General features: G+C 52.5%; 16 protein-coding genes and 1 riboswitch. Of the genes, 6 read left to right on the top strand and 10 right to left on the bottom strand.

Annotation, left to right across the window (positions count from 1 at the left end):
• Positions 1-64: 64 nt before the first annotated feature.
• From ACFPOF_RS18805 to pdaA, 4 genes are all read right to left on the bottom strand, one after another.
• Positions 65-820, bottom strand: coding sequence for a hypothetical protein (locus ACFPOF_RS18805; protein WP_378135405.1), 756 nt, complete (start codon positions 818-820; stop codon positions 65-67).
• A 72-nt stretch (positions 821-892) separates the two neighbouring features.
• Complete coding sequence (locus tag ACFPOF_RS18800) at positions 893-2,782, bottom strand: RCC1 domain-containing protein (RefSeq protein WP_378135403.1); 1,890 nt, start codon at positions 2,780-2,782, stop codon at positions 893-895.
• Between the two features lie 101 nt (positions 2,783-2,883).
• Positions 2,884-6,225, bottom strand: a complete 3,342-nt coding sequence (locus ACFPOF_RS18795; protein ID WP_378135401.1) for an AAA family ATPase — start codon at positions 6,223-6,225, stop codon at positions 2,884-2,886.
• Between the two features lie 249 nt (positions 6,226-6,474).
• On the bottom strand, positions 6,475-7,284 hold the full coding sequence (gene pdaA / locus ACFPOF_RS18790) for a delta-lactam-biosynthetic de-N-acetylase (protein ID WP_378136050.1): 810 nt from the start codon (positions 7,282-7,284) through the stop codon (positions 6,475-6,477).
• Between the two features lie 192 nt (positions 7,285-7,476).
• Between pdaA and ACFPOF_RS18785 the strand changes: the two genes are divergently transcribed.
• Positions 7,477-8,958, top strand: a complete 1,482-nt coding sequence (locus ACFPOF_RS18785; RefSeq protein WP_378135399.1) for an oligosaccharide flippase family protein — start codon at positions 7,477-7,479, stop codon at positions 8,956-8,958.
• A gap of 80 nt (positions 8,959-9,038) precedes the next feature.
• Positions 9,039-10,175, top strand: coding sequence for an amidase domain-containing protein (locus tag ACFPOF_RS18780; protein ID WP_378135397.1), 1,137 nt, complete (start codon positions 9,039-9,041; stop codon positions 10,173-10,175).
• A gap of 115 nt (positions 10,176-10,290) precedes the next feature.
• Here the strand turns inward: ACFPOF_RS18780 and tnpB are convergent, their stop codons facing one another.
• The 6 genes from tnpB to ACFPOF_RS18750 all read right to left on the bottom strand — a co-directional run bounded on the left by tnpB (position 10,291) and on the right by ACFPOF_RS18750 (position 22,132).
• Positions 10,291-11,400: an IS200/IS605 family element RNA-guided endonuclease TnpB gene (gene tnpB / locus ACFPOF_RS18775; RefSeq protein WP_378135395.1), complete on the bottom strand. Its 1,110-nt coding sequence runs from the start codon at positions 11,398-11,400 to the stop codon at positions 10,291-10,293.
• A gap of 199 nt (positions 11,401-11,599) precedes the next feature.
• Positions 11,600-14,950, bottom strand: coding sequence for a hypothetical protein (locus ACFPOF_RS18770; RefSeq protein ID WP_378135393.1), 3,351 nt, complete (start codon positions 14,948-14,950; stop codon positions 11,600-11,602).
• Positions 14,951-14,966: 16 nt separating this feature from the next.
• The gene (locus ACFPOF_RS18765) at positions 14,967-16,412 is read right to left on the bottom strand and encodes a glycosyltransferase family 2 protein (RefSeq protein WP_378135391.1); all 1,446 of its coding nucleotides are present in this window, start codon (positions 16,410-16,412) and stop codon (positions 14,967-14,969) included.
• The gene (locus tag ACFPOF_RS18760) at positions 16,405-17,481 is read right to left on the bottom strand and encodes a HEAT repeat domain-containing protein (RefSeq protein WP_378135389.1); all 1,077 of its coding nucleotides are present in this window, start codon (positions 17,479-17,481) and stop codon (positions 16,405-16,407) included. Before ACFPOF_RS18760 ends, ACFPOF_RS18765 begins: the two co-directional genes overlap by 8 nt.
• Positions 17,478-18,767 (bottom strand): GGDEF domain-containing response regulator, encoded by a 1,290-nt coding sequence (locus ACFPOF_RS18755; RefSeq protein WP_378135387.1) that lies wholly within the window; start codon positions 18,765-18,767, stop codon positions 17,478-17,480. Before ACFPOF_RS18755 ends, ACFPOF_RS18760 begins: the two co-directional genes overlap by 4 nt.
• 129 nt (positions 18,768-18,896) lie before the next feature.
• Positions 18,897-18,995, bottom strand: a riboswitch (cyclic di-GMP riboswitch).
• 239 nt (positions 18,996-19,234) lie between these two features.
• On the bottom strand, positions 19,235-22,132 hold the full coding sequence (locus tag ACFPOF_RS18750; RefSeq protein ID WP_378135385.1) for a family 78 glycoside hydrolase catalytic domain: 2,898 nt from the start codon (positions 22,130-22,132) through the stop codon (positions 19,235-19,237).
• A 145-nt stretch (positions 22,133-22,277) separates the two neighbouring features.
• On the opposite strand from ACFPOF_RS18750, the gene ACFPOF_RS18745 reads away from it, so the two are divergent.
• From ACFPOF_RS18745 to ACFPOF_RS18730, 4 genes are all read left to right on the top strand, one after another.
• A complete protein-coding gene (locus ACFPOF_RS18745) occupies positions 22,278-23,177 on the top strand; it encodes an AraC family transcriptional regulator (RefSeq protein WP_378135383.1) in 900 nt (299 codons plus the stop codon).
• Between the two features lie 68 nt (positions 23,178-23,245).
• Positions 23,246-24,091: a helix-turn-helix domain-containing protein gene (locus ACFPOF_RS18740; protein ID WP_378135381.1), complete on the top strand. Its 846-nt coding sequence runs from the start codon at positions 23,246-23,248 to the stop codon at positions 24,089-24,091.
• An 86-nt stretch (positions 24,092-24,177) separates the two neighbouring features.
• Entirely contained in the window at positions 24,178-24,825 is a 648-nt protein-coding gene (locus ACFPOF_RS18735) for a D-sedoheptulose-7-phosphate isomerase (RefSeq protein WP_378135379.1), read from the top strand.
• A complete protein-coding gene (locus ACFPOF_RS18730; protein WP_378135377.1) occupies positions 24,822-25,802 on the top strand; it encodes an ROK family protein in 981 nt (326 codons plus the stop codon). Before ACFPOF_RS18735 ends, ACFPOF_RS18730 begins: the two co-directional genes overlap by 4 nt.
• Positions 25,803-25,810 lie beyond the last annotated feature (8 nt).

The raw sequence follows: 25,810 nt of genomic DNA, 5'->3' as shown, positions 1-25,810 counted from the left end.
CAGACAAAGAGCACCCTAACTGGGTGCTCTCGATAATTTATAATGTCTCAACTCACTCAACGTTCTATTTTGACCCATTTGCAGCAGACTCACCGCTATCAAAATAGGAAGTATCTAAAATTCTCGCATAAATATAAGGGTTTAAATTCGGGCTTTGTACATGGATTTTGATTTTGTCCAGACCCGTTACATCAAAGATCATCGTCTTCACTTTGTCTTCCGGACTAACCGAGTGCTTTTCCAAGATCGTATCTGCGGTATTTCCCGCCGTATCTGCCGCGTTATAAAGGGAAAATTCCACTTCATGCTCCCCGGGCTCGATGACGGCGCCATCCAAAACCAGTCGCTTGTATTTGCGGTTAAGGGTAACGATGACATCGCCATATTGCTCGATCTTCAGCACTTGTTTGTATTGTTTCCCGTTTACGAGAGTTTCCTTAGCATCTTTGGACAGAACGGCATAAATGTTATCGATTTCGATAGGCATGGCAAAAATCGGTGTTTGTCCTGCAGGTTTTCCCCCAATGTAGATTTTCTGATTGGCAGTATCATAGTCGATCGGGATTTTCAGCGCCTCGGCCAAAGCGCGGACCGGCAAATAATTGGTGCCTTTATAGTTAATCGGCGCCATCGGTTTGCCGGCCTGGTCTTTGGGCTGCCATTGCTCTCCGTTCAGTACGAACGATACTCCCCGATTAAAAAAAGCATTGATCGGCTCCATATTGACAGCAGCGTAAGCCGAGCCGAACGAGCAGGATAAGATGACGCCGATGAATAAGAGAATCTTCGCCATTTTCGACTTCTTCAACTTGATCTTCAATAAAAGTCACCCTTCCGAATGATAATTTACCGCCTACAGATCGATTCTATAGAGGGTAGCGCTTCAAAAGCGTTACAAAACCGGAACTTCCGATTTTGCTGCCACCTTTATCGCTTTCAACATGTTCACGATAGCGGTTACCGACTCGGCGCGGGTCGACGGTGCGTTAGGCCCGAACCTGTTGTCGGTAATGAACGCGGTAATGCCGTACAGTTTGGCTGCTGCGATATAACTTCGTGCGTACTTGGGAATATCCGCATCATCCAGATACCCGGTCGCCGCATCGTCCGAGATCGGCAAGTCGGCTGCTCGAACGATCATGGTGACCATCTCGGCGTGGGTGATCGTCTTGTTCGGGCGAAACGTTCCGTCGGAATAGCCATTGATGATGCCGAGCTCCACGCAATACGCGATCGGCTTAGCTGCCCAGGATCCGATCGTTTGTTTGTCTTTGAAGGTTAACTCGGCACCTTTGCCGGAAGGCTTCAGTGCATTCGTCAGCAGGACGGCGAGTTCGGCGCGACTGACGCTGCGATCCGGTTTGAACGTGCCGTCGGGATAACCGCTCGCGATGCCTTTGTTCAAAGCCTGTATGATCGGTTCTTTCGCCCAATGTCCTTCGATGTCCGACAAGGGGGTGTTTTGCACCGGCGTATTATCGATTGGTTCTGCTACTGTAACAATCAAATCTGCAACTTGACGAGGAACATTGGAAATCCCTTCCGGCGGCTCCGGAGGCGACGCTTGGTATCCAAGCCGGTAAGAACCATTTAATCCCCAGGTCCATACAGTTCCGTCTTTTCTTACGGCAATCGAATGAAACTTGCCAGTTCCAACGGCAACAATACTCCCGTTTAATTCAATCTTATTTGCAAGCGGACGATGCGTTAAGTTACCGTTTCCGAGCATGCCATAATCGTTCTGCCCCCACCCCCATACGGATCCGTCGCTTAAGAGGGCAAGAGTATGACCCTGTCCTGCAGAAATAGAGACGACACCGCTCAGCTCTCTACTAGGATTCAAGGAATAGAGCACTTGTTGGGGTTCGTAAAATTCAGTCTGTTGGCCGCTTGTTCCATTTCCCAGTGAACCGAATAGATTGAGTCCCCACGTCCAAACCGTTCCGTCGCTCCCAAGGGCAGCGGTGAAAAGTTGTCCTTGCGCAATGGATACAATCCCCTTCACTTTAGGCACTTGCTTCGGTGTGGGGTTATTTTTTTTACCGGTATCGTAGCCGAGCTGACCGTAGAAATTGCTCCCCCAGGTCCACACCGTTCCATCGCTTCTCACGGCACTGGACTGCATATACTTTGCTGAAATGGAAATGACGCCGCTCAAGTTAGACACTTGTACGGGGACAGTACTACTGCCCGTTTTTCCATTGCCGAGCTGTCCATAGTAGTTGTATCCCCACGCCCATACCGTTCCGTTGCTTTTTAGAGCCATCGTATGGAGGGAGCCTGCCGTAATCGCGACGACATCGCTCAGGTTGGGTACTTGCACGGGGACGGGACTCCCCTTATCCAATGTCCCTATTCCGAGTTGTCCATTTTCATTGTTTCCCCAAGTCCACACCGTTCCGTCGCTTTTCAAGGCCACCGTATGTCCGGTTTTGAGAAAAGACTGTCCTCCCTCTGCCGCAATAGCGACGACATCGCTCAAGTTACTCACTTGAACGGGGGTAGAGCTGTCTTTGCCAACGGTGCCCATTCCAAGTTGCCCATAGTTATTAGCTCCCCATGCCCATACGGTTCCGTCGCTTTTCAAGACAACGGTGTGTCCTTCACCCGCAATGACAGTGGGAACCGTTTTCGGTCGCGCAATGGGAACGAAATTGGCTGGCGGTTGATTTCCCGGGTTGATTTCGATAGGGATGATAATCGGTAAAACTTTAATCGGATCGGCAGCAAAAGCAACGGAATTCCCAACTAACAAAAGAGCTGCCGATAATAGGATCGTCACTAATCTCCACCTTCTGGCAGGCACACGGATCAAATCCTTTCAAGATAGAAAAACTCCCTTCTTCAGATTGATTCTAAAGAAGGGAGCGCTTCAAAAGCGTTTCAGTGGGACCGGTCCAATTTTTGATCGATTTCCGCCAAAATATAGGCGGGGATCGTTTTGTTTGCCACGACTTCTGCTGCAGCCCGAGGCATCTGTCTCGCTGCGACGGTCGGAATGCAAGCTTTTAATTCGCGGCATCGAATCAGATATTGTTCCTTGCCTGACTTTCGGTAGAGCTCTTCGTTTAACAAGAGCGCCGATGTTCGATGTGCGGACGATTCGGGATTCAGCTTCCATATCGCGAAACGAATGGCAGCCTGATCTTGACGGTGGGGATACTGTTCCAGCATCCGTTCCAATTGATCCGCAGCTTCAACGGATGTTATCCGCCCAAGATCTGTTTTCAAACTCAGAAGCAGCAGTAGAAGGTTGACTCGCACGGTTCTTCGTTTCAGCCGTTCGGCAATCCGGAGCGCTTCTTCGGCAGCCTCTAAGGCACATTCGTATCGTTTCTCCCTCTGCTTCAGCAAGCTCTTGAAATAAAGCCCATCGCATTCGAAGAAAGGGATTTGATTCTGCTTGGCCAGCCCGATCGAGCGTTCGATCATTAGGCCGGCCTCCTCATACTTCATCTCCGCCATCAGATTGCAGCCTTCTATGCCGAGAACGACAGCCGCAATATGCATATCTCTGATCAAGACCGCTTCTTCCAGGCAGTAAGCAATGCATTGTTCGGATTGAATACGGGCTCCGAGCAAATGATAGTACTTGCCCATCATGCCGATGGCCATCGCCGAGCTCATTCGGGCTCCGATCGATTTATCGATCTCGATCTTTTCGACCAGATGATCGAAAGCCAGATCCATGTCGTCCGTTTCGAAATAGACCATCGCCAATCCGCCCAGCGCTTCCCCGACGTAATACTCGTCCCGGAGTTCAGTCGCGAGCCTGATTTGATTTTTGAACCAATGTATCGCTTGAACATATTCGTCTTGGTCATAAAACAGGTATCCTATAAAACCCGAAAATCGGCAATCGTCTTCGATTCGGCTCCCTGCATCGGGCAGTTCCATTCTTTCAAGTAAAAAGGACAAGGATTTGTCGTAATCAGCCATGAAATAATACATCCACCCGAGCGCTCCAAAGACGAGGCTAAGTCCGGCATAGTCCTCCATCAGCTGAAAATGATGAAGCGCCCGTTCCAAATGAAACCTCGCTTCCTCGATTTTACCCTGAAGACGCAAGCAATTCCCCAACGCAACGTCGCAGAAAGATCTTTCCTTGATCGTAACCGCATATCCGAAACGCTGAAACCAATCTTTATATGTTTTTTCCGCCTCGCTCCAATTTCCAACAATGATCAAAGCATCGCCGAGCTTCATCAGGATGGGCACGATTTGCTCTGGGGGCAGTAAATCGCACAGCTTCTTGTAACATTGGATCCGTGTTTCATGGGCGTATATTTTCTCAGCGGAGGATGCAGCCATTTCGTAATAAACAACGGCCTCTTGATCCACGGCGGCAAGCTCGTAATGGAACGCGATTTCCGCGGCAAAGGCTTCGGGCTGAGCGTAATGCAAAGCAACCAAACTGCGCGCAATTTGCCCGTGATATTGGCGGCGTCTGCTCTCATTGTTTAGCTTGTATGCGGTTGCCCTGATGATGTCATGGGAAAAATCATATTTTCCCGCTCCGGCCTCTTGCAAAACTTTCACTTGCACCAAAGCTTCAATTCGTTCATGAACCGCTTCATCCTCCAAGTTCGTCACCTTGGCCATAAGGGCCGCCGATACGGGCCTGCCGATGGCGGCAACGGCGGAAACAAGCTGTTGTTGATCCGGCGAAAGTTTACTCAATCGATGATCAATGACGCTCTTCACCACGGGAGATAGACGAAAATCGCTATCGAAGCCGGTCGCTTGCCACTCTCGTAAAGTTTCCACAATAAATAGCGGATTGCCGCCGGTTTCCGTGTGTAAGCCGGATGCATGGCGTTCCGCCAGCGCGTCTCCAACAGCCACCGCCATCAGCCCTCTCGTTTCTTCCTCGCTAAGCGGGACAAGGTCGATTTCAAGGAACTTACGTTCAAAAGAGAGGTCGGAAATTAGCTGTTCGATGGCATCTCCCGGTTCCCCCTCCGTACGCATCATTGCGATAACGAGCAGTTTAGATTCGGAATCGCCGCGAAGAAAATAGGAAAGCAACTGGAGCGTCTCCGTGTCGCACCACTGGATATCGTCAAGGATCAGCAAAACCGGTTGCTTACTCAGCAGCACCTGCTCGATGGCTTCAAACCAGTGGTTAAGCTGCCAATTTTCCTGTATGAGGCCCGGTTTCGGCAAGTCGGGGTAGCGTTCCGTCAGCTCCGGCAGCAATCGGGTTAACTCCGACAACATAACCGGACTAAGCTGCGGCAAAGGGAGACTTCTCAGCCATACTTTAATCGGGGTGTAGGACAATGTTTTCACCGACGGATAACAGCTGGCCCATGCGGTCTGATCCCCCTGGCTTTCCGCCCATGCTCTAAATTCCGCAGCCAGTCTGGTTTTGCCGATTCCCGCCTCGCCCTTTAGGAGAAGCAGCGTATTTGTGCCAAGCGTTGCCTTCTTCCAGGCACTCAGCATCGTTCCCCACTCGAAGGTTCTGCCGATCAGCTTCGCAGGGTTGCGGGCAGTAATCGAGAGATCATCGGCTTTCTCGGAGAGCCTCTCCAATAACTGCAGCGTTTCCCGTGATGGTTCGATTCCCAACTCGTTGTGCAACACGCTTTTTAACTGACGGAAAATTCGGGAAATCGCTGAAGTATCTTTATTAATGGAATGAAGCCGCATTAGCGTGCGGTATGTTTCCTCCCTCAATTTATCGTAAGCCAACAGTTTCCTCGCATAATAAATGGCCGAAGCGTACTCCCGCTGACTTTCCAAAATCGTAATCAGCCTGTCCGCCACATTCAAAAACGTTTGCGCCAACAGCTCCCGTTTCGCGGCGATCCAATCTTCGTAATATCCCGGCAGAAGCTCCCCCTTGTACAATTGTTGCGCCTTTACCAGCTCGGCGTATGTACTTCCTCTTGCAGCCTGTTCAAACTCGTGAACATCGGAAAAGAAGGGCTGATCGCCCTTCCACTGAATGACTATCGGCGTGATATTAAGATAGCGGTCGATTTGCGGATGAGTTTGTCGTAAATCGTGAAGAAGCTTTCGCAAATTGGAAAGAGCTTGCTTCTCGGTGGAATCAGGCCAGAAATCAAAGGCAATTTGCTTCCTGCTTCGAGACGCGTCGAAAGCCAGAACCAAGTATGCCAACAGCTTGACTTTGCTACTCGACAGGGTGGCCATACACTCCTCGTCGTTGAAAGCGATTTTCAAACTGCCTAGAAATTGAAATCTGCAACCTTCCAAACCGACCTCACTCCCATGCTCAAAGGATATTATTTCATTTTATTCTCTATCCTCTGCCATATCGCCTTCCTCTAGAACCAATTTTTTGCCGAAGGGTTAACCTTTTACAGGAAACCTAAAAGCTTTCTATCGTCGTCCTCGCGGGCGATAATAGAAAGCTTTTTATTTTCTTCGTATTATTTTTTCACTCTAGGACTTCCTTGATCGTTTGGGTTATTAGACCGCGACGGACTATGCTTTGGGTTGTTTTTATCGGATTTGGTTTTCGTGCTCATTTTTTAATTCACCTCCTGCGTTATCCTTACTGACCAATCTGTCCAAGGATTGAAATACGTACCCCTGCTTGCGCGCATCTTCTATGATGCGGCCAAGCGCTTCGGCATTGTCTTTGGATACGCTGTGAAGCAGGATCACCGCACCGGGATGAAGCTGCGACACGACCATGCGGTATGCGTGTTCTTGGCCTTTCTGTTGATTGACCTCCCAATCCTTGTACGCTATAGACCAGAACACGTTCGTGTAACCGGATGTACGACTTGAATTCAGCATTCGTTCGCTGAAAATGCCGCGCGGAGGCCGCATGAACCGCATTTCCTTCTGTCCCGTCAACTCGGCGACACGCGTTTGGACCTTTGCCAGTTCCTCTTTAATGAGATGGTCCGATATTTGCGTCATATCCGGATGGCTCCAGGAGTGGTTACCGACAATATGACCTTCTTGCACCATCCGCTTGACCAATTCCGGCTGATCCTTCACATAATGACCGGTCACGAAGAAGGCCGCATGCACTTGCTTGGCTTTTAGCACATCCAGGACTTGCGCCGTATAACCATTCTCATAACCATTATCAAATGTGAGATACAATTCCTTCTTTCGGGTATCCCCTGTAAAAACCGCTCCGTATTTTTGAAGAATGCTTTTGAAGCCCTCCTCGTCAATGGACGGAAGAGACCCATTCCTGCTTTTCTTAAAACCGAAATGAAATGAACGGTCTTGCGCATTCGCTGTCGCTTGAAATCCGGTAAGCAAAATGGCTACGAGAATAACAAACGAAATCATCCGATAACGCAAAATGGTTTGCCCTCCAGATACGATTGTTTTCAGTAAGATGACTAAATTCTCCCGTTTTTATTCGTCGTAACAGCGAAAAGGCCGCTCGTGTGCGTCATCTCTTCATAGAACCTGCAGTCCATTCATATGAATGGACAAGATGAGGCTTGAGGAGACGGTCATAAATGAGGTGGTCGAGCGTTGAAAACGACCTTTTTTCGATTTAATGCCTTATTCGTCGTAAAAATGCTCGGTTTGCTCGGACGTATTGCGCTCACCAGATCGATCGGCGCAGAGGGCGTCGGCCTCTATCAGGCGGCGTATTCGTTTTATGGACTCATTCTGATCGTCATCACGGGAGGCTTACCGACGGCGCTGGCTTTGGCGACTGTCAGAGATGAGGAGCAGGGATGGATTCTATTCAAAATCGTCTCGGCTGTAACGCTAATTGTCGGCTGTATCGGGAGTTTCCTGTTGTACCAATACTCCGACTGGATTACCGAAATCATCGGATACCCTGATCTGCGATTAGCGATCCGATGGTTGTCCCCGGCGTTGTTCATTGTGCCGTTGCTCAGTTTGCTGAGAGGTTATTTACAGGGCATGCAACGATTTCAAGCAATCGCCTATTCCGAAATGCTGGAACAGCTAGTGAGGGTCGTATTGCTGATGACCGTGCCTCCGCTGCTGTTATCGGGCGGTTTGTCGCAAGCGGTGGGCGGAAGCGTGCTCGGAACCGCGACGGGCGCCTTAACGGCGTTCTTGCTGTTGATCGCACTGTTTCCGCGCTCCGCCCGCAATGAACCAGGCTCTTCCAGCAGTCGATCCGGATGGAGGGGCGCATTGCCGGCGCTCCTCCAAGCTTCGCTTGCTATCACCTTTACCCGATTGCTCGTTCCCGTTTCCGATTTCGCGGACATGCTGCTGATTCCGAACCGGTTGATCAAGGCCGGTTATTCCGCCCATGAAGCGATCGGAATGTACGGCGTCATGACGGGGATGGCTGTCGTTCTCGTTTATGTTCCGACCATCTTCACGGCCGCTCTGTCCCATACTTGGACAATGGGAATTGCTGCGGACTGGCAGACGGGACGCACTAGCGAACTACGCAAAAAGATGTTCGCATCGTTAAAGCTCGGATGGTTATGGGGATTGGCCTCGGGGGCATTCCTTTACATTTATGCTCCCGAGCTATCCTTTTATATTTTCGGTTCGATCGAATCGGCTCAGCCAATCCGGTATTTGGCAGTGCTTCCTTTGCTCGCGGGGTTAAGGGAAATCTCCACCAGCGTTTTGTGGGCGCAAAACCGCAAATCCTTGCCCATTGCCGGGCTCATTGCCGGCATCGCGTTGAACCTGGTCACTGTTTATCTATTGGCCGCGATTCCCGGATTCGGTTATTTGGGCATTTCGATCGGAATCATTGCGATGGAGTCTGTTTCGGTCGCTTGGAACCTTCGAGCCCTTCAGGTTTTCCATCATGCACGCAAGCGCATATTGCCGCTTATATCCGATATGTCCGTATTCATCCTAGCCATATTCTCCGTATTCGGATTGCACCGTATGATTGCCGCTGCCTCCGACTTCGTCCTCTTTGCATCGCTTTGCAGCGTTGTCTTGTTTTGCGCTTTTTCCGTTTTATACATTAAGTCACGCAGCCCCAACGAATTCAATTTCAAGTAACGCTCGCCCCGCATAGTCCTTTTTGGGATTGAACAACATAAGTAGATCACTCGGAGAGACGAACTTAGAAGGAGAACGGCATGCGCACTTGGTTTCGAATCGGACTGATTGCACTTGTTGCATTTCAATTCCCGCTTGGAGTCAGCGAAGCGTCGGCCCGACAGCCGGACAATCAAGAACTGACGGTGTTCCTGAACAGGGCGATCGAGACAAGGGGGCATTACCTGATCTTAGGGGAAAAAGTGGATCTGGATACATACTACATCCGGTCCGATAAGTCGAGCATGGCCGCTCTTGAACACGAAAAGAAACGGCATCGCTATTTGGATGCGTGGGCGCTAAAAAGGAACCTGCAATTTATCGACTGCTACAACGAAATCCGGATCGTCCGTTACAAAGTGCAAGCTGATACGGCGAACGTCGTATTCATCGTCCGTCAGCGGCTGGGGTACGTTAATATGAAAAATATGCTGCAGCCCCAGCGATTCGGACTCGGCACCCGACACGTCATGACGCTTAAAAAAAAGAAAAACGAATGGCGTATTTCGCGGGAGTGGTACCTCGATCCTCTCGATGAAAATCCCGCTCTGATCGCCGATCACCAATTCCATCCCGAGAACGCCGGCAGCGAAGACAGACAAGACCAAGAGCCGAAACGACACGATTCCGAAAAAACGCGAGCAAGGTATGACCGTGACAAAGCTGTTCGATATGCGGATAAATATGCGGGATTAGCTTGGGGGGCAGGAAACAATAACCGTTATAACCAAAAATACCGGGATTACACCGGGGTGGGCGGGGACTGCACCAATTTCGTTTCGCAGGTTCTCGGAGATCCGGAAGAAGGGGGAGGTCTTCCGCTGACGCCCAGATGGTACGCCGGTCCCGCGGGAGGCAGCGAGGCATGGGTCCGGACCGACGGGCTCAAACATTTTCTCCTGAATTCCGGTTACGCCCGCCTGAAGGATAAAGGCACGTTCGAGCACATCGTCAAACAGACGAATGAACACCCTTTGGGTGCCATCCGGGAATTGAGGCCGGGAGATTTGATCGGATACGAACTAAAGAAAGGCGACGTGGATCACTTTTCCGTCATCGTCGGTTTCGACGACAACGGTTATCCGCTGGTCAATTGCCATACGACGGACAGGTATCGCGTTCCGTTCGACCTCGGCTGGGATAAGAAAACGAATTATTTATTGTTCTCCATCAAGTGATCAGGCGCACTTGAACACTCCCCCACCTGCGTCGATGCCGCTGAGGTGGGGGATTCTTGGGTAATCGAACCTACCGGTCCGAACTTGACCAAGCGATCCCTGCCGTTCCGACAGTTCAGGCAGTCATCGCCGCCAATCGTAAGCCTTCTCTCTCTATGTTCACACTCGCGTTCCGATCCCGATCGTGGCGTGTTCCGCATTCAGGGCAGTCCCACTCCCGAAGCGACAAACACTTCACCTCAGGGTTGCGATGATTGCATATCGAACACAATTGGCTCGATGGGTAGTCTTTGGCTACCACACTGATCGTGCGGCCATACCACTTCGCTTTGTACGTCAGCATCGCACGGCACGTCGACCACGACGCTTCCGATATCGCCTTGGCCAGATTTCCGCTTTGCAGCATGTACGTCACCTGTAGATCCTCCAGACAGATCGTTTGGTTGTCACGTATCCATCGGGTAGTCAATTGATGCAGGAAATCGTGTCTGCTATTCGCGATCTTCTCATGAATCGCGGCTATTTTCCGTTTGGCGCGGTGCCAGTTTGCGCCTCCCTGCTTGCGACGAGCAAGCAGGCGCTGCCAACGCGCCAGCCGTCTCTCCTGCTTCCGCAAATGCCTGGGGTTGTCCGTTTCTTCTCCACGGCTACTCACGGCAAATTTCTTCAGCCCGAAGTCGATGCCGATAGCCGTGTTCAGCTTAGGCAACGGCGCGATGTCCACCTCACAGACGACGGAAACGAAGTATTTGCCCGTCGCGCTCCGCCTGACCGTAGCCGAAAGGATGCGGCCTGCAAGCTCCCGCGATTTGGCAAAACGCACCCATCCCAGCTTCGGTAGCTTTAGCTCAGTGTCTCGAACGGCAATATTGTCGTTCGTGTATCTCGTCGTGTAAGACTGCACCGGGTTTTTACGGCTCTTGAAGCGGGGCGCATCATTTTGCTTGCGGAAGAAGCGGTCGAACGCGTCAGCCAGTTGACGGACAGCAGATTGCAGCGCGATGCTGTCGACTTCCTTGAGCCAGTTGAAATCTTGCTTCAGCGCTGGAAGGCTTGTCGCACACTTGTGATACGACAACCCTGCTCCCGTTTCCTTGTACGACGCATTCCATTTGGTCAAGAAGTGATTGAACACGAATCGGGAACAGCCGAACATCTTGTGGATGAGGATGATCTGCGCAGCCGTCGGGTAGAGGCGGAAACGAAACGCTTGATGATGCACCATACGTTCTTTCTCACCTTCTCCTCCGGAGGATGGATCACCCCTCCATTGTAGCACATATGTTCGCATGAATACAAAACAAAAACCTGCCGATTCATCCCCCTCTTACTCCGTGGAAGAGGGAGTCTTCTCGGCAAGTGGGATAAAAATGGGGACGCCAAATGCTCGCGTCCCCATTTCGGGTCTCCTACTGCCTTCTATACTAATCATTGAGCCTTCCGAACTGACCGAAAACCTTCTGCATAATGTAATACGATTTTTTCAGCCGCTCGTGGTATGTCGGTACGTCCCATTTATCCCACCGGTACGTGTACATATCCTCGGATCGAAGCGTATTGCCGCTTAATCCGGGCATGGCGTACCCAATGTCTTTGCTCCCCGGCATGTCGGTGCCTGCCTGCCCGTCCGAACGATAGGTAACCAGCGCGATTTTGAAGCCATCCGTCGACTCGCTGCCTTCAAGCCCCTTCTTCCAGAGGTCGCTCATGATTTCACGGGTGCTAGGATCCTTCACGTTCAACAATTGCCACGGAATTCGAACTTCGACGACTCCCGATTGCTTGTCGTAAGCCACATCGGTCAGTGAATCGAAATCCGGGCTGTCCGGATTTCCGTTGCCGAACCGCAGCTGACCCGTCTCGTAAGTGTCCAAAGGCAAATGCAACGTTTGGCCATGAACATTGGGAACGTCCATTCCTTTGTTTAACACAAGCCGCATTTGATTGAAAATACCGTTGTCCTTGACGTTCGCATAATCGAGCTTCGGCATCATGTTCAATTGCGATCCATACATGTAATAGGTCGAATCGTAATAACTATCCACCCAAATCCTCGACTTGCCCGGCCCTCGTAAATCGATGGCGAAATCGATTCCCGCGTCGGTCGTCAGACCGCTGCCCCCGGGAATGCGATGTTGGCCTTGATTCGGAATCGTATCAAGCAAGATCATTGCGCCTGTCGAAGACCAGTCAAGCGGAAGAGCGTTCGGGCCGAAGTCGATTCGGAACATCAGGCTGCGCTCGTCGCTGGATACGAAGGCTTGCTTGATTTCCGCTGCCGGCTTGCTTCCAGCCCCAGGCTGCACGGAAGCCCCCTTCAACGGCATGGGCGACTGCTTCACACGCTCCCAATCGGCGGCATCCCCGTCCGGATACAGAGCCGAATCCGGAGTACCCGGATCGAAGGCGAGCATTCCGAAAAATTGTTCGCTTACTTGCACGTTGGGCCAGAATGGACGGCGGTCAGGATCGTCCAGATCCATCGTATTCCAAGACCTCTTAAACCATTCATCCTGCCATGCAAACACGAGCCCGCCTGCCATACCTTCCTTGTAAATATCTTCGAACAGATGAGCCTCGATGTCGCCTTGCTCCTGCTCGTTGTGCTCGCCCTGATTCCAGCCGCTTACGTTCCGGTGCGTCATCCCCCGCGATTCCGGGACGCCGAACTCCGCGATGAACACGGGCATGTTGTGCGCCTTCTTAAGATCGTGGAGATAACCCGCATAACTGTTTCTCTCGCCCCTATGGTCCACATATTCCGTATACTTCGTCTCATAGTTCAAGAAGTCTGGATAATACGGATAGACGTTGTAGGAAGCGAAATAACCGGCCTTATACTCTGGTTTGGCATGAATTACATTCGGGTCGATGGATACTAAATCTTCTTCTTCCAGCGGCTCGGACGGGTGCTTCAGCAGATCGGTCGTCACCCAGTTGATGAAGCTCATCGGTCTTTGCCACTGATACTTGTCTGCCTCGTAGGATGCCGTTTCATCCATCGTACGAGCCAGCCACGATTCGAACGGTGTCGCTTTCTCCGTCTTGAAATAACGCCCGTCGTAATCGGCCATACCTTTATGTTTGTCGTCGGTCGAAACGACCATCTCCGGGTTCCATTCGATGCCGAGTAACCAGCCAAGTACATAGGCCGAGATATCCGCCCGATAGGCTCCCGATGCGTGTCCTGGATTGGCGGGGATGTCGGCTTTGCCATGGATGACGTCGACCATCAATCGAATATCATGGAAGTATTCCTTCATAATCTCTTCGTTGTAGGCGTCTCCCGATGCAACGAGCTTCTCCTCGTCGACCCATACGCCTTGCAGCAAATAAATCGGGCTGGCAGCCTTGCGATTATACTCCAGCAACGCTTCGTAGAAAGCCGGGGGATGAAGCGTGAAGACGCGAATCGTATTCGAGTTCATCTCCCCGATCGCCTTGAACCAGCGCGAATATTCCGCTTTCGTGATCGCGGCTTCGCCAGGGAAGCTGCCGGGCTTGCCTATGCCGATGTTGACGCCCTTCATCAGCATGTCGCTCCATTTGCCATTCTTGTACACTTGCAAGTACTGCCCGCCCGTTTTCGCCGGGATGCTCATACCCTCGATAGTTGCCGTCTCAGGACTTACTTGCTTGCTTTCCGGGTGCTTCTTCTTCTCGGATATCTCCTGGAAAATCCGCTTCATTAAAGGCCGATATGCTTTCCAATAAAACTTCTCCTGGCTTCCGCCCGAGTCCCGCGCCAAAACAGAATACACCCGATCCAGCCAGGCAGCTTGATGAAAACCGGATACCTCCTTGTTATCCGCGAAATCGCCCGCGAAATAATAAGACGAATACATCTGCGCATCGTTCCTGGTGACGGCGGGGAACGTGGAAGGAATGCCTAGCTGCTGAAGCTTCCGCGTTCCTGCTTCCGTCAAATTCAGCTCATAATTGGCCAATACTTCGTTGCCTTCACCTGCTTCGATCACATCGAACCAGTAATTGTAACGCGTGCGGACCGATTTGCCGACGAAAGCTTTGCCCTTATCGGTGAGCACGAACTCGCTGCCCCGGCTCCGCGTATCCTTCCCGTCCTCCAGAACGGCAACGTAATCTTTGTCATTGACGAAGAGAAACCCGGCGCCCTTGAACGCCCACTTCTCCCCCGTCTGATTGTTATAATTGTCGATCGCCCATTTCGGCACTTCCCCGCCCTCGGACAAATCCGCGAAATATCTGCCGATCCAGCCAGACCAACGAAGCCCCAATAGCCCGTACATCTCTTCTCGGACATCCGCTTCGGTCGGGCTTCCGAACGTATTAAATTCGGCGATAAGCGTCGTTCCCTTGTAAATCGCGTTCTTGATCTGCTTGATGTCGTCCTTCTGCAATCCGCCGTAGATCTTGTCCGAGCGATTGCCCTCAACGACGTTGCCTGTCAAATCGTTCTTATATACGCCGTACGTATCCGTAACGTAGAGCAGATCGTAATCGTCCTTCGTATCCAGTTCGCGCACGGAGTTGGCATCGCTCTCGCCGGGCACGTAGCCGAAATAGTCGTCTTTAACGGAATACGCCGTTTTGTCCGGATGAACGTATTTATAATAATTAAGAAGCCATGTTAACCCTTTATGCTCTCGGTAAGTATTGTCCGGCACCGTCTTGTCGAGGATAGCCACTCGGAGCACCTCGGATGATTGGAGCTGCCAGACGATGAGCGGCACCGATAATACGGCAAGAAATAAGATCAGCCCAAGCAGCCATTTAATGCGAAACCGTCGTATCACGAAACGTTCCCCCTTTTTAAGCCGAAACCCCTTTGCGCTTCATCTCTCCCCAGCCTTGTTTTCGTCCGAGTAGCAAGATGATTGTGGCCCATACGCGCCAGACCGTCAGCAAGGGGCGATACCAGAAAGCTTCCGATATCGCATACAACAGTAACCAGTTCAGATCCGACACCCGTTGATATTTGCCTAGCCGCCACTCTTCGATCAGCACCGCTCCGATTGAGAGGAACGATCCGTACACGACCATCAGGCAAAATAGCATCAGCGCGTATTCCAAGTACACCCTGCCTATTATAAAATCGACGAGCAATGAAGTATAGCCAAAAAATTCGACTAATGGACCAAGAAACTCCACTAAGAAATAAAAGGGCATAGCCACTAAGCCGATCATTCTGTATTTCGGGTTCATCATCATCCGCCTATGCGTCCACAAACTTTCGAACAGGCCGCGATGCCAGCGATCGCGCTGTCTGCGCAAGTATTTGAGCGATTCCGGAGCTTCAGTGTAACATACAGGATCGGCTACATATTCGATCCTGGCTCCCCATCCTTGCTCGAGATTCATTCGATGAAGCCGAACGACCAGCTCCATGTCTTCACCTACGGTATCCACTTTGTAACCGCCCGCCTGAATCACCCTGGAAGTTCTAAACACGCCGAAAGCGCCGGAAATCACGAGCAGTAAATTTCTTCGGCTTAATCCGATTCGTCCCATCAGGAACGCCCGCATATACTCGATGCTCTGCATAATAACAAGAGGATTACGGGAAATCTTCGTTTCCGTTACCCGTCCCTGTTCCGCCTTGTTCCCGTTCGCGATCAATACGTTGCCGCCGACCGCCAAAATTTCTTCGTCGGCATTCTCGACGATGGGCTTCATGACTTTCAGGAACGAGTCCGGGTCTAGTACCGTGTCCCCGTCTATCGAAGCAAAGTAAGGATATTTGGCTATATTGATTCCCGCGTTCAAGGCGTCCGCTTTGCCACCGTTGGCTTTATCGATGAGAATGATCTGCGGATAAATTTCCGAATGGTAGACGTTGCGGATCGGCTTCGTTTCGATGCCGTTGCGCTTGAGATATACTTTGTCTTTGACCGGGGTCATCTTGAACCGCTCGATCACGATTTCCAGCGTTCGATCCTTGGAACCGTCATTGACGACTATAACTTCGTACTGGGGGTAATCCAGTCTCCCGTTGCCGGTTACGAGCGATAGGATCGTACCGATTACGCCCGCTTCCTCATTGTAGGCGGGCACGATGATGGACAGAGGCGGCGTAAACGAGGATTTTTTCATTTTCTTGTACGGCTCTACTTGATGCAGACCCCGTTCTTTTCTCATCTTGTTAAACGACAAAACGAACAGAATCAAATAAAAACTGCAAATACCGATAAAATAAACCATGATCGCATATTGAAGGACCAGGAGCGCATACCGCAGTATATCAGCCGGCTCAATCATAATCAGGGCTCCTTTCCATCCACTCTTGGGCAATCGAGCGGGCATACGGATCGAGATGGGATTCGGCAATATTTTGAAGTATTCCTTTCCCTCCTCGATATTGTCGAATCGATTTGGCCGCTTCCGAACGAACGTTGTAGGCTCTGTCAGCAATCAATCTCTTGAGGCCAGGCATGAACCGATCGTCCCGAATACTGCCCATAAGCCTCGCAGCCATAAGCCTTTCCCCGATAGTCTCGGGCTTGTCCCACTTCCCCTTTTCTCCGTATCGCTCCAACAGTCGTACGACCCGGTCGATAGAAGAAACATAACCTTGTGAAGCAAGCGTCTTCAGCGATTTGACCCGGAGCTCGCGGTTTTCCGATTCAAGCAACTCCTCCAACTGCTGCTGCAGTTTTTCCGAACGCAAGTTTTGGTCCCGAACGACTTCCAGGATCGCCCCCTGCCAAGAACGATCAAATCGGTTGAACTCGTCAATGAACCGATCGACGTTATCCTGATTCATCAGACGGCTTACGAGTTCGGTCAACAAGAAAGCGGGCATCTTTCCCGGGTTGCGAATCAGTTGCATCAAATCTGCCGATCCAAACTTCGCAAGCAACAGGTAAATTTCGAAGCTCTCTTCCGGGGTGGTCCGCTTGTCCGATAACTGCATATGCAAATCTTCTTGCATCGCCTTGATATTGAAAAGATCAATGAAATACAACGTGTTCATCCGGACGCTCCAACGCCGATGCCTAAGCCGACGTTTGTACTGCGGCACAAAAAATTGATCCACAAAGTCGCGTATCGGATCCTCGTCCTTATCGAATTTGTAGTTGGCTAGAAAATCGCTTAACAAATCCTCCAACGCCTCATACTGATATTCCTTGACCGGAACGATCAGCCGTGCGACGTAACCGGTAAAAAGGAACTGTTCCAGACTGGATGTCCGCTCCGCCAACCAACGTTTCTTCTTGTCCGCTCGACGACGGTCCGACGTTTTTTGCCATACTAAATAGACATAGGCCGCTAGCAAAAATACGAGCAAAATAACGATCAGCAGCAGAATGATAAGTAAACTGGTCATCGCATACCGCCTATGAGCCGTTGGATGCGCACCCTTAGCTCCTTCAAGCTGAATGGCTTCACCACGTAATCGTTAGCGCCTTTCTGGATAGCCAGTGCAATCTCAGTCTCCGCCCCTCTGCTGCTAACCATTACGCAAAGATATCTGCGCCTGTCGTAACCTGCTCGAATTCGGCTCAGCACTTCCAATCCGTCCATCTTGGGCATAATCCGGTCGATAATGACTAAAAAGCGTTCGTTTTGACGGTGCCAAGGATCGTTAAAAAATGCCTCTCCATCTTCGAAAGCCCTGACTTCAACGTGATAGAGCTCTTCGCCGATATCGGCCAACTGCTGCTTCAGCAACTCGCGAATCAGCCGATCATCGTCTATGATCGCCACCATTAGCTTCCGAACCGCCATCTTTCCGTCATCCGACGAGTCGAGCACGAGTCCTTGCCGCTCTTGCGGATCGGCTTCCGTGAACGGCATAAGCGCCAGACATTCGTCAACCGAAATGCCAGGGTCGGTAAATTCCTTTACCTTGGCGGAGAAGGAGACATGCTTTGGCCCGTCATTCGTATCGATAGGCATCTCGGAGAACAACTGGATCAATCGTTTCATGAGTTTTGCAGCATCATCTTTAACCGTCTTCGGCAACACGAGAACAAAGCCCCCCTCGGGATGATGCGCCAAACGATCGGTGGGACGTATGCTCTTCTGGATGAAATCCGCTAGACTCCGCGTCGCAACGCGCCGGAGCCCCGGATCCGATTCCGATTGATCGATTTCCGCATAAACCAATGCAAACGTCTCGTAGGACCGCTTGATATCGCTTAACTGTAAGTCCACTTCACGCCGCAAATACTTGTCATTAAACGCTCCCGTTAGGGGATCGATCAGAATTTGACCGAGAATCCGCTCTCTCCTCTCTAGAAGCTTCCTTACATGCCGTTGAAGTCCGGTATGATCTGCCGGATGGAGAAACGCGTCTGCGAGCACCGCCCATTCCAGCTCCGGGTTCGATTTCTCGGCTACCCCGATGAGCGGAATATACCTCATCTCGCAGATCTCCCTCAATTCGGTCCAAGCGTCCAAATCCTCTTTTAATTCCGCCGTCGAAGCGTCCAAGTCTATGACTAGGCAGTCTGGATTGACAAAATCAAGACGGGACAGCAAGTCCGGGATCCGGCCCCCTTCCGTTACCTCAATCTTGAAGCCGATGTTTGTTTCATCCGCAATATCCCAATCCATTTTATGGCTAACTATTAATATGATCGGGTGCTTTTTCATCTCCAAACGGTTCAAGTTCACCATCACCTTTTGGCGGACGCAAAACTTGCATCCGACATTATTCTGTTAAATCCGACAAGTTGCGTGAATATAAAACCTCCGTCCTAAAGCGCCATGCGCTAATAGACGGAGGTCTCCGTCGTTTTCGGCGGCTGGCTGGCATCGGCATTTGCTTATATAGCAAATCCGTAAGCCCCTTTAGCTTTGCGTCCCCGCCTTTCGACGGGTTTGCCATTATCGTACGAGTATTTTGGTTTCGTTAGTTTCGGAAATGCAGATCAGCATAGCTCATCTGTTGAATACTTATTTCGACAAAATTTTCGGTTTCCCTTTTATTCGAACACTTTTCTCAATCGAGTGGCCGAGAAAATACTGCTCACTAGTCAACAATGAAATACCCTGATTGCGATGCTCTTGACACCGTAAACCAAACAAGAGGCTACCCGTTTATAGGGCAGCCTATTGTTTGGTTTATCTTATTTTCAGCTCAGACGCTCCAGCTTCGTTATCTTAATGTCGCCCGTGAAGCCTTCAGGCAGCTTAATACGTGCAAGCACGTCTGCCGGGTGGGAGACGGCGAGCTGCATGCGTCCCGTCGCTTCGTCCGCGGTCCAGCTCACATCGATTCGGCCGCCGGCCGGATGCGGCACGCTGCCGCGAGCCCAAGTAAGCCCGCACGGAACCGGAGCGATCTCGACTTCGGTCCAGCCAGCCGAGAGACTGCGTACCCCAAGTATCTCGCGGCCGAGGAAATAAGCCGGAGCGGACGACCACGCATGGCAGTGACTACGCGTCAGCTCGTCGGGGTTAGCGCGGTTTTCGGCGAAGTTCGGATACTGCTCCCAACAGGTCGTCGCGCCATGGCGAATCATATTGCCGTAGTTTTTGCGAATATCGTCCAGAATGACCGATACGCCTCCTACCTTGGCCAATGCCTCGTAATAGAAGAACGACATGAACGGGCTTCCGATCTGCACGAAATTCGCGGGCGTAGAGAATAGATAAGCGTCCATCTGCCGTTTGCGCTCCCCTTGGGCGACGCCGGTCAACGAAGCGACGACCTGCGTCTGCATGCTAAGGACGCTCGAACGGCGGCCGTCCGCATGAATGCAGTCAATGTAGGCATGCTTTTCTTCGTCCCATAGATGCTCGTTAATCGCAGCCGCCAACCGATCGGAGGCTTCGCGGAACCGGGACGCGCCACTCTCATCCCCAGCCAGTTCTGCCATTTCCGCGGCTACGCCCAACGTCCGGGTCAGGAACAGGTTCTGATGCGTCACGATGCCTTCGTTCGGCTGATCGATCGGCGACCAGTCGAGCAAGTTCCATCCCTTAACGTTAAAAAGCCCGTTCTCGTCGATTTTCTGCAAATAGTGCTCCATCGTGAAGCGAACATGCTCGTACATCTCGACTGCGAACGCTTTGTCCCCTGTCTGCTCGTAATACTCTTGGCAGGCGATCGCCCAGAAAAACGTCCAGTTCGGAATCACGCTGCTCCATCCGCTCGGAACTTGATTGACATAGAGCGGAGATTGATCCTTCGAGCCGGGTACGAGGCGAAGGCAACGCTTCAGCATATCCTGCACGCCGTACAAATAGTTGCTGACGAGCGCTTCGTTGCGGCTGTCGCCGACCCAGAACGTCTGCTCGTAAGCCGGACAGTCGACGAAAGTATCCTCCATGCACAGCTTCGTCGTATGCCGGCTAATTTCCCAAATATCGTTCAGCAGCGGATCGGAGCATTCAAACCGTCCGACCTCCGCGACAGGGTAATTGCTTTGCGTGAATGTGACGCCGTATATTTTTACAGGCTTAGCGGCACCGCGCACGTTAAGCGCCAAGTACCGCAATCCCCGGCGCACCGGCGACGAATACGACTGGCGTCCCGCTTCGGTCACATATCGAACCGTATTGTCGAGCCCGTACGTCAACTGACGGTACTCGCCGGCCATGTATTCAAATCCGTACCAGTCCAGAACCGTCCCGGCCTCCGCTTCGAGCTCGAACGACAGATAGCCTGAATACTCCTTGCCCAGGTCGAACAGCACTTCAGTGTCAAAGCCTTCGAATACGGGTACGACCCCAGCTTCCCCATTCGGGATGACCGCGTTCTGAAGCTGTGCCGGAACGGCTAGCTTCACGTTATCTTTCCGCCATGCGCACAGCCCGAAGACGTCCGCTTCCGCCACGAGCTTCAGCGGAATCGGCTTCGCCCACGGGGAGTATCGCTCATGCTCCAAGTCCTCTGCTACCTTCACGGCGTCAAACACGGATAAGTACGTCTCGTCCTCCCAATTTACTGTGCGCGATGGTTTGTGGTCATAACAAACCGACGTATCATAAGGTCCGATCGCCAGAAATGGCGACTCCGCCTCGACCGCGCAAGGATAGACGAAGTTCAGTTCCATCGGATCGTCTGCATACACACCGATGTTTAGCTTGCCGTGATGAGCCTGCGAGGACACATCGATCAGCAGCAGATTATCCCCTTCCTTCAGTTCGACGTCCACATACCGCTCCGGCATAATCCCATAGAAGCGGTCCTCCCCGACAATGTCCCCGTTCCAAGAGAAGCGCTTCAAGCACTCTCCCCAAGCGAGAAAGCCCAGCGTCGCCCGCGCCGCCCTGCTCGCCCGAACGTTCGTCGCGACGTAACCGGTGAACTGCACGTGATTCGCATGATCCTCGCTTCCCGGAGACATGATGGCTCGAACGTCAATGACCGTCGACAGCTTAAATGAATTCACCTTGGCCAGAGCTTCGACGCGAACCGGATAGACGATTTCCTCGGTCAGCATCGGGATGTCGCGCGGCTTCATGGACGTCCACGGAGCCATTCCGATCTCGCCCAGCTCGACTGAACCGATCCATCCTGAATCGTCGTACCCGATCTCCATCCAACCGCCGTCCCAGTCCCTTGCGTCTACATACTCCGCGTAAGCCTGCTGGCACGACATCCTCGGCGATCTCGGATGCTGTCCGCGGTGAATGGCGGTGCGCCAGGAGGCATCCGTCGTCAATCCGACCTCTCCCGTACCGTAGTCGAGCTGTGCCAACAAACCGCCGCGCCCTCGCAAATAATAGAAGGTAGATACCCCGAAATGAAGCACAAGCGCCGCGATCGTGTTAGGTTTTCCCGGCTTGAGCAGATGTCCTACCTCATACGTGTCGAAAGCTTGTTCGAATGGCCACGACCGCACTGGCCCCCGCCCCACCTGCGTTCCGTTGACGTATAGCACATATCTGGAATCCGCCGAAATATGCAGCGAGGCCAATTCCGCTCCCTCAGCTGGAACATCGAACGTCCTCCGGAAGCAGCGCCACTCATTGCGCGGACTTTCCTCCCCGTCTCCCCATATCCATAAAGCTTTCCAGTCCATAACCGCACACACCTTTCATCATCGAAGATCGTCTTTCTTCTATTGTAGAAAATCGGGCGAACAACGTTATGGATTGATCGCGACTTCAATTAGGCTTATGATGACTTCATGACTGCTAGGCGACAACCGAAACGGGGAATGAATGATGAAAAAAGCAGGAGTCTGGCTGGAAACAGGAGAGATGTTCTTTCACGACGGGCTGAACATTTACGTAAACAGGGTCAGCGAGCGATTCGATTTACCCGAGCATGAGCACGATTTCATCGAAATCTGTTATGTCTGGTCGGGCAGCGGCTTCCATTACATCGGAGACGAGACGATCCGCGTCTCCCAGGGCGATTTATTTTTCCTGCCCGTCGGCGTCTCGCACATCTTCCGCCCGTCTTCTCCGAGCGCCAAAGAGCCGCTGATGATCGTCAACTGCATTTTCGACGAGAAGCTGTTTCGGTTCTTGACCTCGCTTCTGCCTGACGAGTTCGGACTGTACCGGTTCCGTATGCTCCTATCGGAGCCTGGCCAATGGCTGAGGCTGCATGAGAAGGCAGGCGAATTCAAACGGCTGTTCGACTCCCTGTACGCCGAGTTCGCGAGCAAGCGAATCGGCTTCGAGACGATGCTCGTCGGCCTGCTGCTGCAGCTTCTGATCGGAATTGAGCGCGCCATGGAACCGGAAGCCGGCACCGCTCTTGCTGACGCCGCTGCTTATCGAATCGAGCGATCGCTGCAATACATTCGCGAACGGCTGCACGAGAAAGTGACGATTGCGCAGGTCGCCAGGCACGCAGGCATTGGCGCAAGGCAACTGCAGCGCGATCTATCGGCGCAAACCAAATTAAGCTTCTCGGCGCTGCTCCTTAAAGAAAGGATCGACCGCAGCCGCGAGCTGCTCACCGATCCTTCATTGGCCACCCTAACCGTCGCTGACGCTGCAGCCCGCTGCGGCATCCCCGATCTCAAGCGATTTCACCGCCTGTTCAAGCAGGCGACGGGGAAAACTCCCGGTCAGTACCGGTCGTCAATCAGAGCAGCGAACGATTCTAGCTAGCGCTTCAAAATGGGTTCAAGTATGATGGAATCAATCGATCACCGATCCCGGGCAAGGAGCGACTCCACTTGACGAAACGAACCTTCCGTTTTCCGCATCGTCTAACTTCCGAGAGCTTTTTACCAGACCGTTCGCGGTTTCAAATCACTACGGATACCGTTAGCGCTCTGTACCCTTTGCATTGGCACGAATTTTACGAAATCGAGCTTATCGTCTCGGGGACGGGAAAACAAATATTGAACGGCGTTTCTTATTCGCTCTCGCCGGGAAGCCTTTATTTGCTCACCCCCGCCGATCTTCATGAAGTGGTCCCTGACGAAGGGCAAACGATCCATCTGTACAATATCAAGTTCTCGGACAACTTCCTCGGCGAAGGACTTAGGGAAGCGCTGTTTCGATGTGGGGGAGCGCTTCAGATTGCCGCAGACGATTGTCCTTATGAGATAGTGGAGCGAGAAATGTCGCGCCTGCTGCGGGAACATGCCGGCAACTTGCCGATGAAGGAGTTAGCCGTGCGAACTACGCTGGAAAGGCTGATCATCGACTTCCTCCGGCTGGCGGCAGAGGTGTCGCCTGCTCCTGAGCAGCCCGCGGCCGGCCAAGACTTGATGCGAGCTTTAGTCTATATCCATCACCATTTCCGTGAGCAGATTCTGATCGAGGATGTTGCCAAGCAGTCCCGACTCTCGGCGGGTTATTTCGGCGAGCACTTCCGAGAAGCCGTCGGTCAATCGTTCAAAGCTTACGTCCAGCAGCTCCGGCTGAACTTCTCTTTATCGCTTCTAACCGGATCGAATATCCCGATTACGGATATTTGCTATGCCTCCGGGTTCAATTCCTTCCCCCACTTCCTCCGTACGTTCAAAACCAAATTCGGACAGTCTCCGACCTCGATTCGCAAAAACGCAAACTAAATCCGTAATAACGCAAAGTAACGACTAAACACCTCCTCTTACAATGGGCCTATACTACGGCATTTGAGATGGGGAGGATTTTTTGCATGCAAGATTTCCATTCGATATTTGAGGATTTGTATGCCAAATACCCGGAGTTGGCCCCGGTGTGCGCGGCGGAAATCGGGCAAGCTTTCGCTATTCTGCGAGACTGCTATCGGAGCGGCGGCAAGTTGCTTATCTGCGGGAATGGCGGCAGCGCCGCCGATTGCGAGCATATCGTGGGCGAACTGATGAAAGGCTTTATGCTGAAGAGGCCAGTACCGCAATCGTTCCGGGCTAAGCTGACCGAAGTGGATGCAGCGACTGCAACGTATATCTCCGAGCACCTGCAAGGCGGCCTGCCGGCGATCTCGCTCGTCAGCCACACCGCGTTATCGTCCGCCTTCGCGAACGACAATTCGGCGGACTTGGTGTTTGCGCAGCAGGTTTACGGGTACGGCAAGCCGGGCGACGTGCTGCTCGGCATCAGCACATCCGGCAATTCAGCGAACGTTCTGCATGCGCTGAGGGTTGCTGGCGCGCTCGGAATGCGAACGATCGGATTGACCGGGCGCAGCGGCGGCCAGATGAAGGCACTGTGCGACGCGGCGATCTGTGTGCCATTCGATCGTACGCCGGACATTCAGGAACGCCATCTGCCGATCTACCATGCGCTTTGCATCCGGATTGAAGAGGAGTTCTTTACGATATGACGCTGCTGGGCGGATTGGATATCGGCGGCACGAAATGTGCCGTCACGTTAGGCAAAGTCCATGAACGCGGCATCGACCTGCTCGCCCGTCATAGCTTCCCGACTCCGCGTACACCGCAGGAGGCGCTAAAGTTGCTGGCGGATACGCTTGAACGGCTGTTGGAGGAGAACCGTTCGGAAGGACGGCTGCAAGCGATTGGCATCAGCTGCGGAGGTCCGCTTGACAGCCGCTTCGGGATCGTCCTGTCTCCGCCGAATTTGCCTGGCTGGGACAGCATCGATTGCGTCGGGCCGATGCGGGAACGATTCGGCGTGCCCGTCGGGCTGCAGAACGATGCCAACGCCTGCGCCATGGCGGAGTGGAAATGGGGAGCGGGACAAGGCTGCGACAATATGATTTTCCTGACGTTCGGCACGGGAATGGGCGCCGGCCTGATTCTGAACGGCCGACTATATACGGGAACGAACGATATGGCCGGCGAGGCTGGCCACATTCGCCTGGCCAGCGACGGCCCGGTCGGATACGGCAAAGCCGGATCGTTCGAAGGCTTCTGCAGCGGAGGCGGCATCGCGCTGCTGGCACGCGAGCGGGCCGAAACCGCGCTTGCGGAAGGAGGGAACGGGGACGCTCCCGCTTTCTGTCCCTCTATCGGCGATCTGGACGCCATCACGACCCAAAAAGTAGGCGAAGCCGCGCGGCAAGGCGATCGGCTGGCGCTGGACATTTTCGAAACCGTCGGTCGTCGGTTAGGACAAGCGCTGGCCATTCTCGTCGATGTGCTCAACCCGGAGCGCATCGTTATCGGCAGCATTTACGGACGCCAGCAGGCTCTTCTGGAGCCGGTCGTTCGGAGAGAGTTGGCGCGTGAAGCGTTGCCGCTCAGCTTGGAGGTATGTCAGATTATGCCCGCTGGGTTAGGAGAGAATGTGGGCGACTACGCCAGTCTTTCCATCGCCAGCTCTATGCTCGGCGCTTGACCGGATTT

It is taken from the genome of Cohnella soli (genome assembly GCF_042655525.1).
Taxonomy (GTDB): domain Bacteria; phylum Bacillota; class Bacilli; order Paenibacillales; family Paenibacillaceae; genus Cohnella; species Cohnella soli.
The sequence above is the reverse complement of the archived record's forward strand: the minus strand, read 5'-3'. Positions and strand labels throughout refer to the sequence as shown.

What these genes read in the sequence shown, in the direction of transcription:
- pdaA (WP_378136050.1), bottom strand. Translation starts at nt 7,284, where the DNA reads ATGATTTCGTTTGTTATTCTCGTAGCCATTTTGCTTACCGGATTTCAA.
- ACFPOF_RS18780 (WP_378135397.1), top strand. Translation starts at nt 9,039, where the DNA reads ATGCGCACTTGGTTTCGAATCGGACTGATTGCACTTGTTGCATTTCAA.
- tnpB (WP_378135395.1), bottom strand. Translation starts at nt 11,400, where the DNA reads ATGGTGCATCATCAAGCGTTTCGTTTCCGCCTCTACCCGACGGCTGCG.
- ACFPOF_RS18765 (WP_378135391.1), bottom strand. Translation starts at nt 16,412, where the DNA reads ATGATTGAGCCGGCTGATATACTGCGGTATGCGCTCCTGGTCCTTCAA.
- ACFPOF_RS18760 (WP_378135389.1), bottom strand. Translation starts at nt 17,481, where the DNA reads ATGACCAGTTTACTTATCATTCTGCTGCTGATCGTTATTTTGCTCGTA.
- ACFPOF_RS18750 (WP_378135385.1), bottom strand. Translation starts at nt 22,132, where the DNA reads ATGGACTGGAAAGCTTTATGGATATGGGGAGACGGGGAGGAAAGTCCG.
- ACFPOF_RS18745 (WP_378135383.1), top strand. Translation starts at nt 22,278, where the DNA reads ATGAAAAAAGCAGGAGTCTGGCTGGAAACAGGAGAGATGTTCTTTCAC.
- ACFPOF_RS18735 (WP_378135379.1), top strand. Translation starts at nt 24,178, where the DNA reads ATGCAAGATTTCCATTCGATATTTGAGGATTTGTATGCCAAATACCCG.
- ACFPOF_RS18730 (WP_378135377.1), top strand. Translation starts at nt 24,822, where the DNA reads ATGACGCTGCTGGGCGGATTGGATATCGGCGGCACGAAATGTGCCGTC.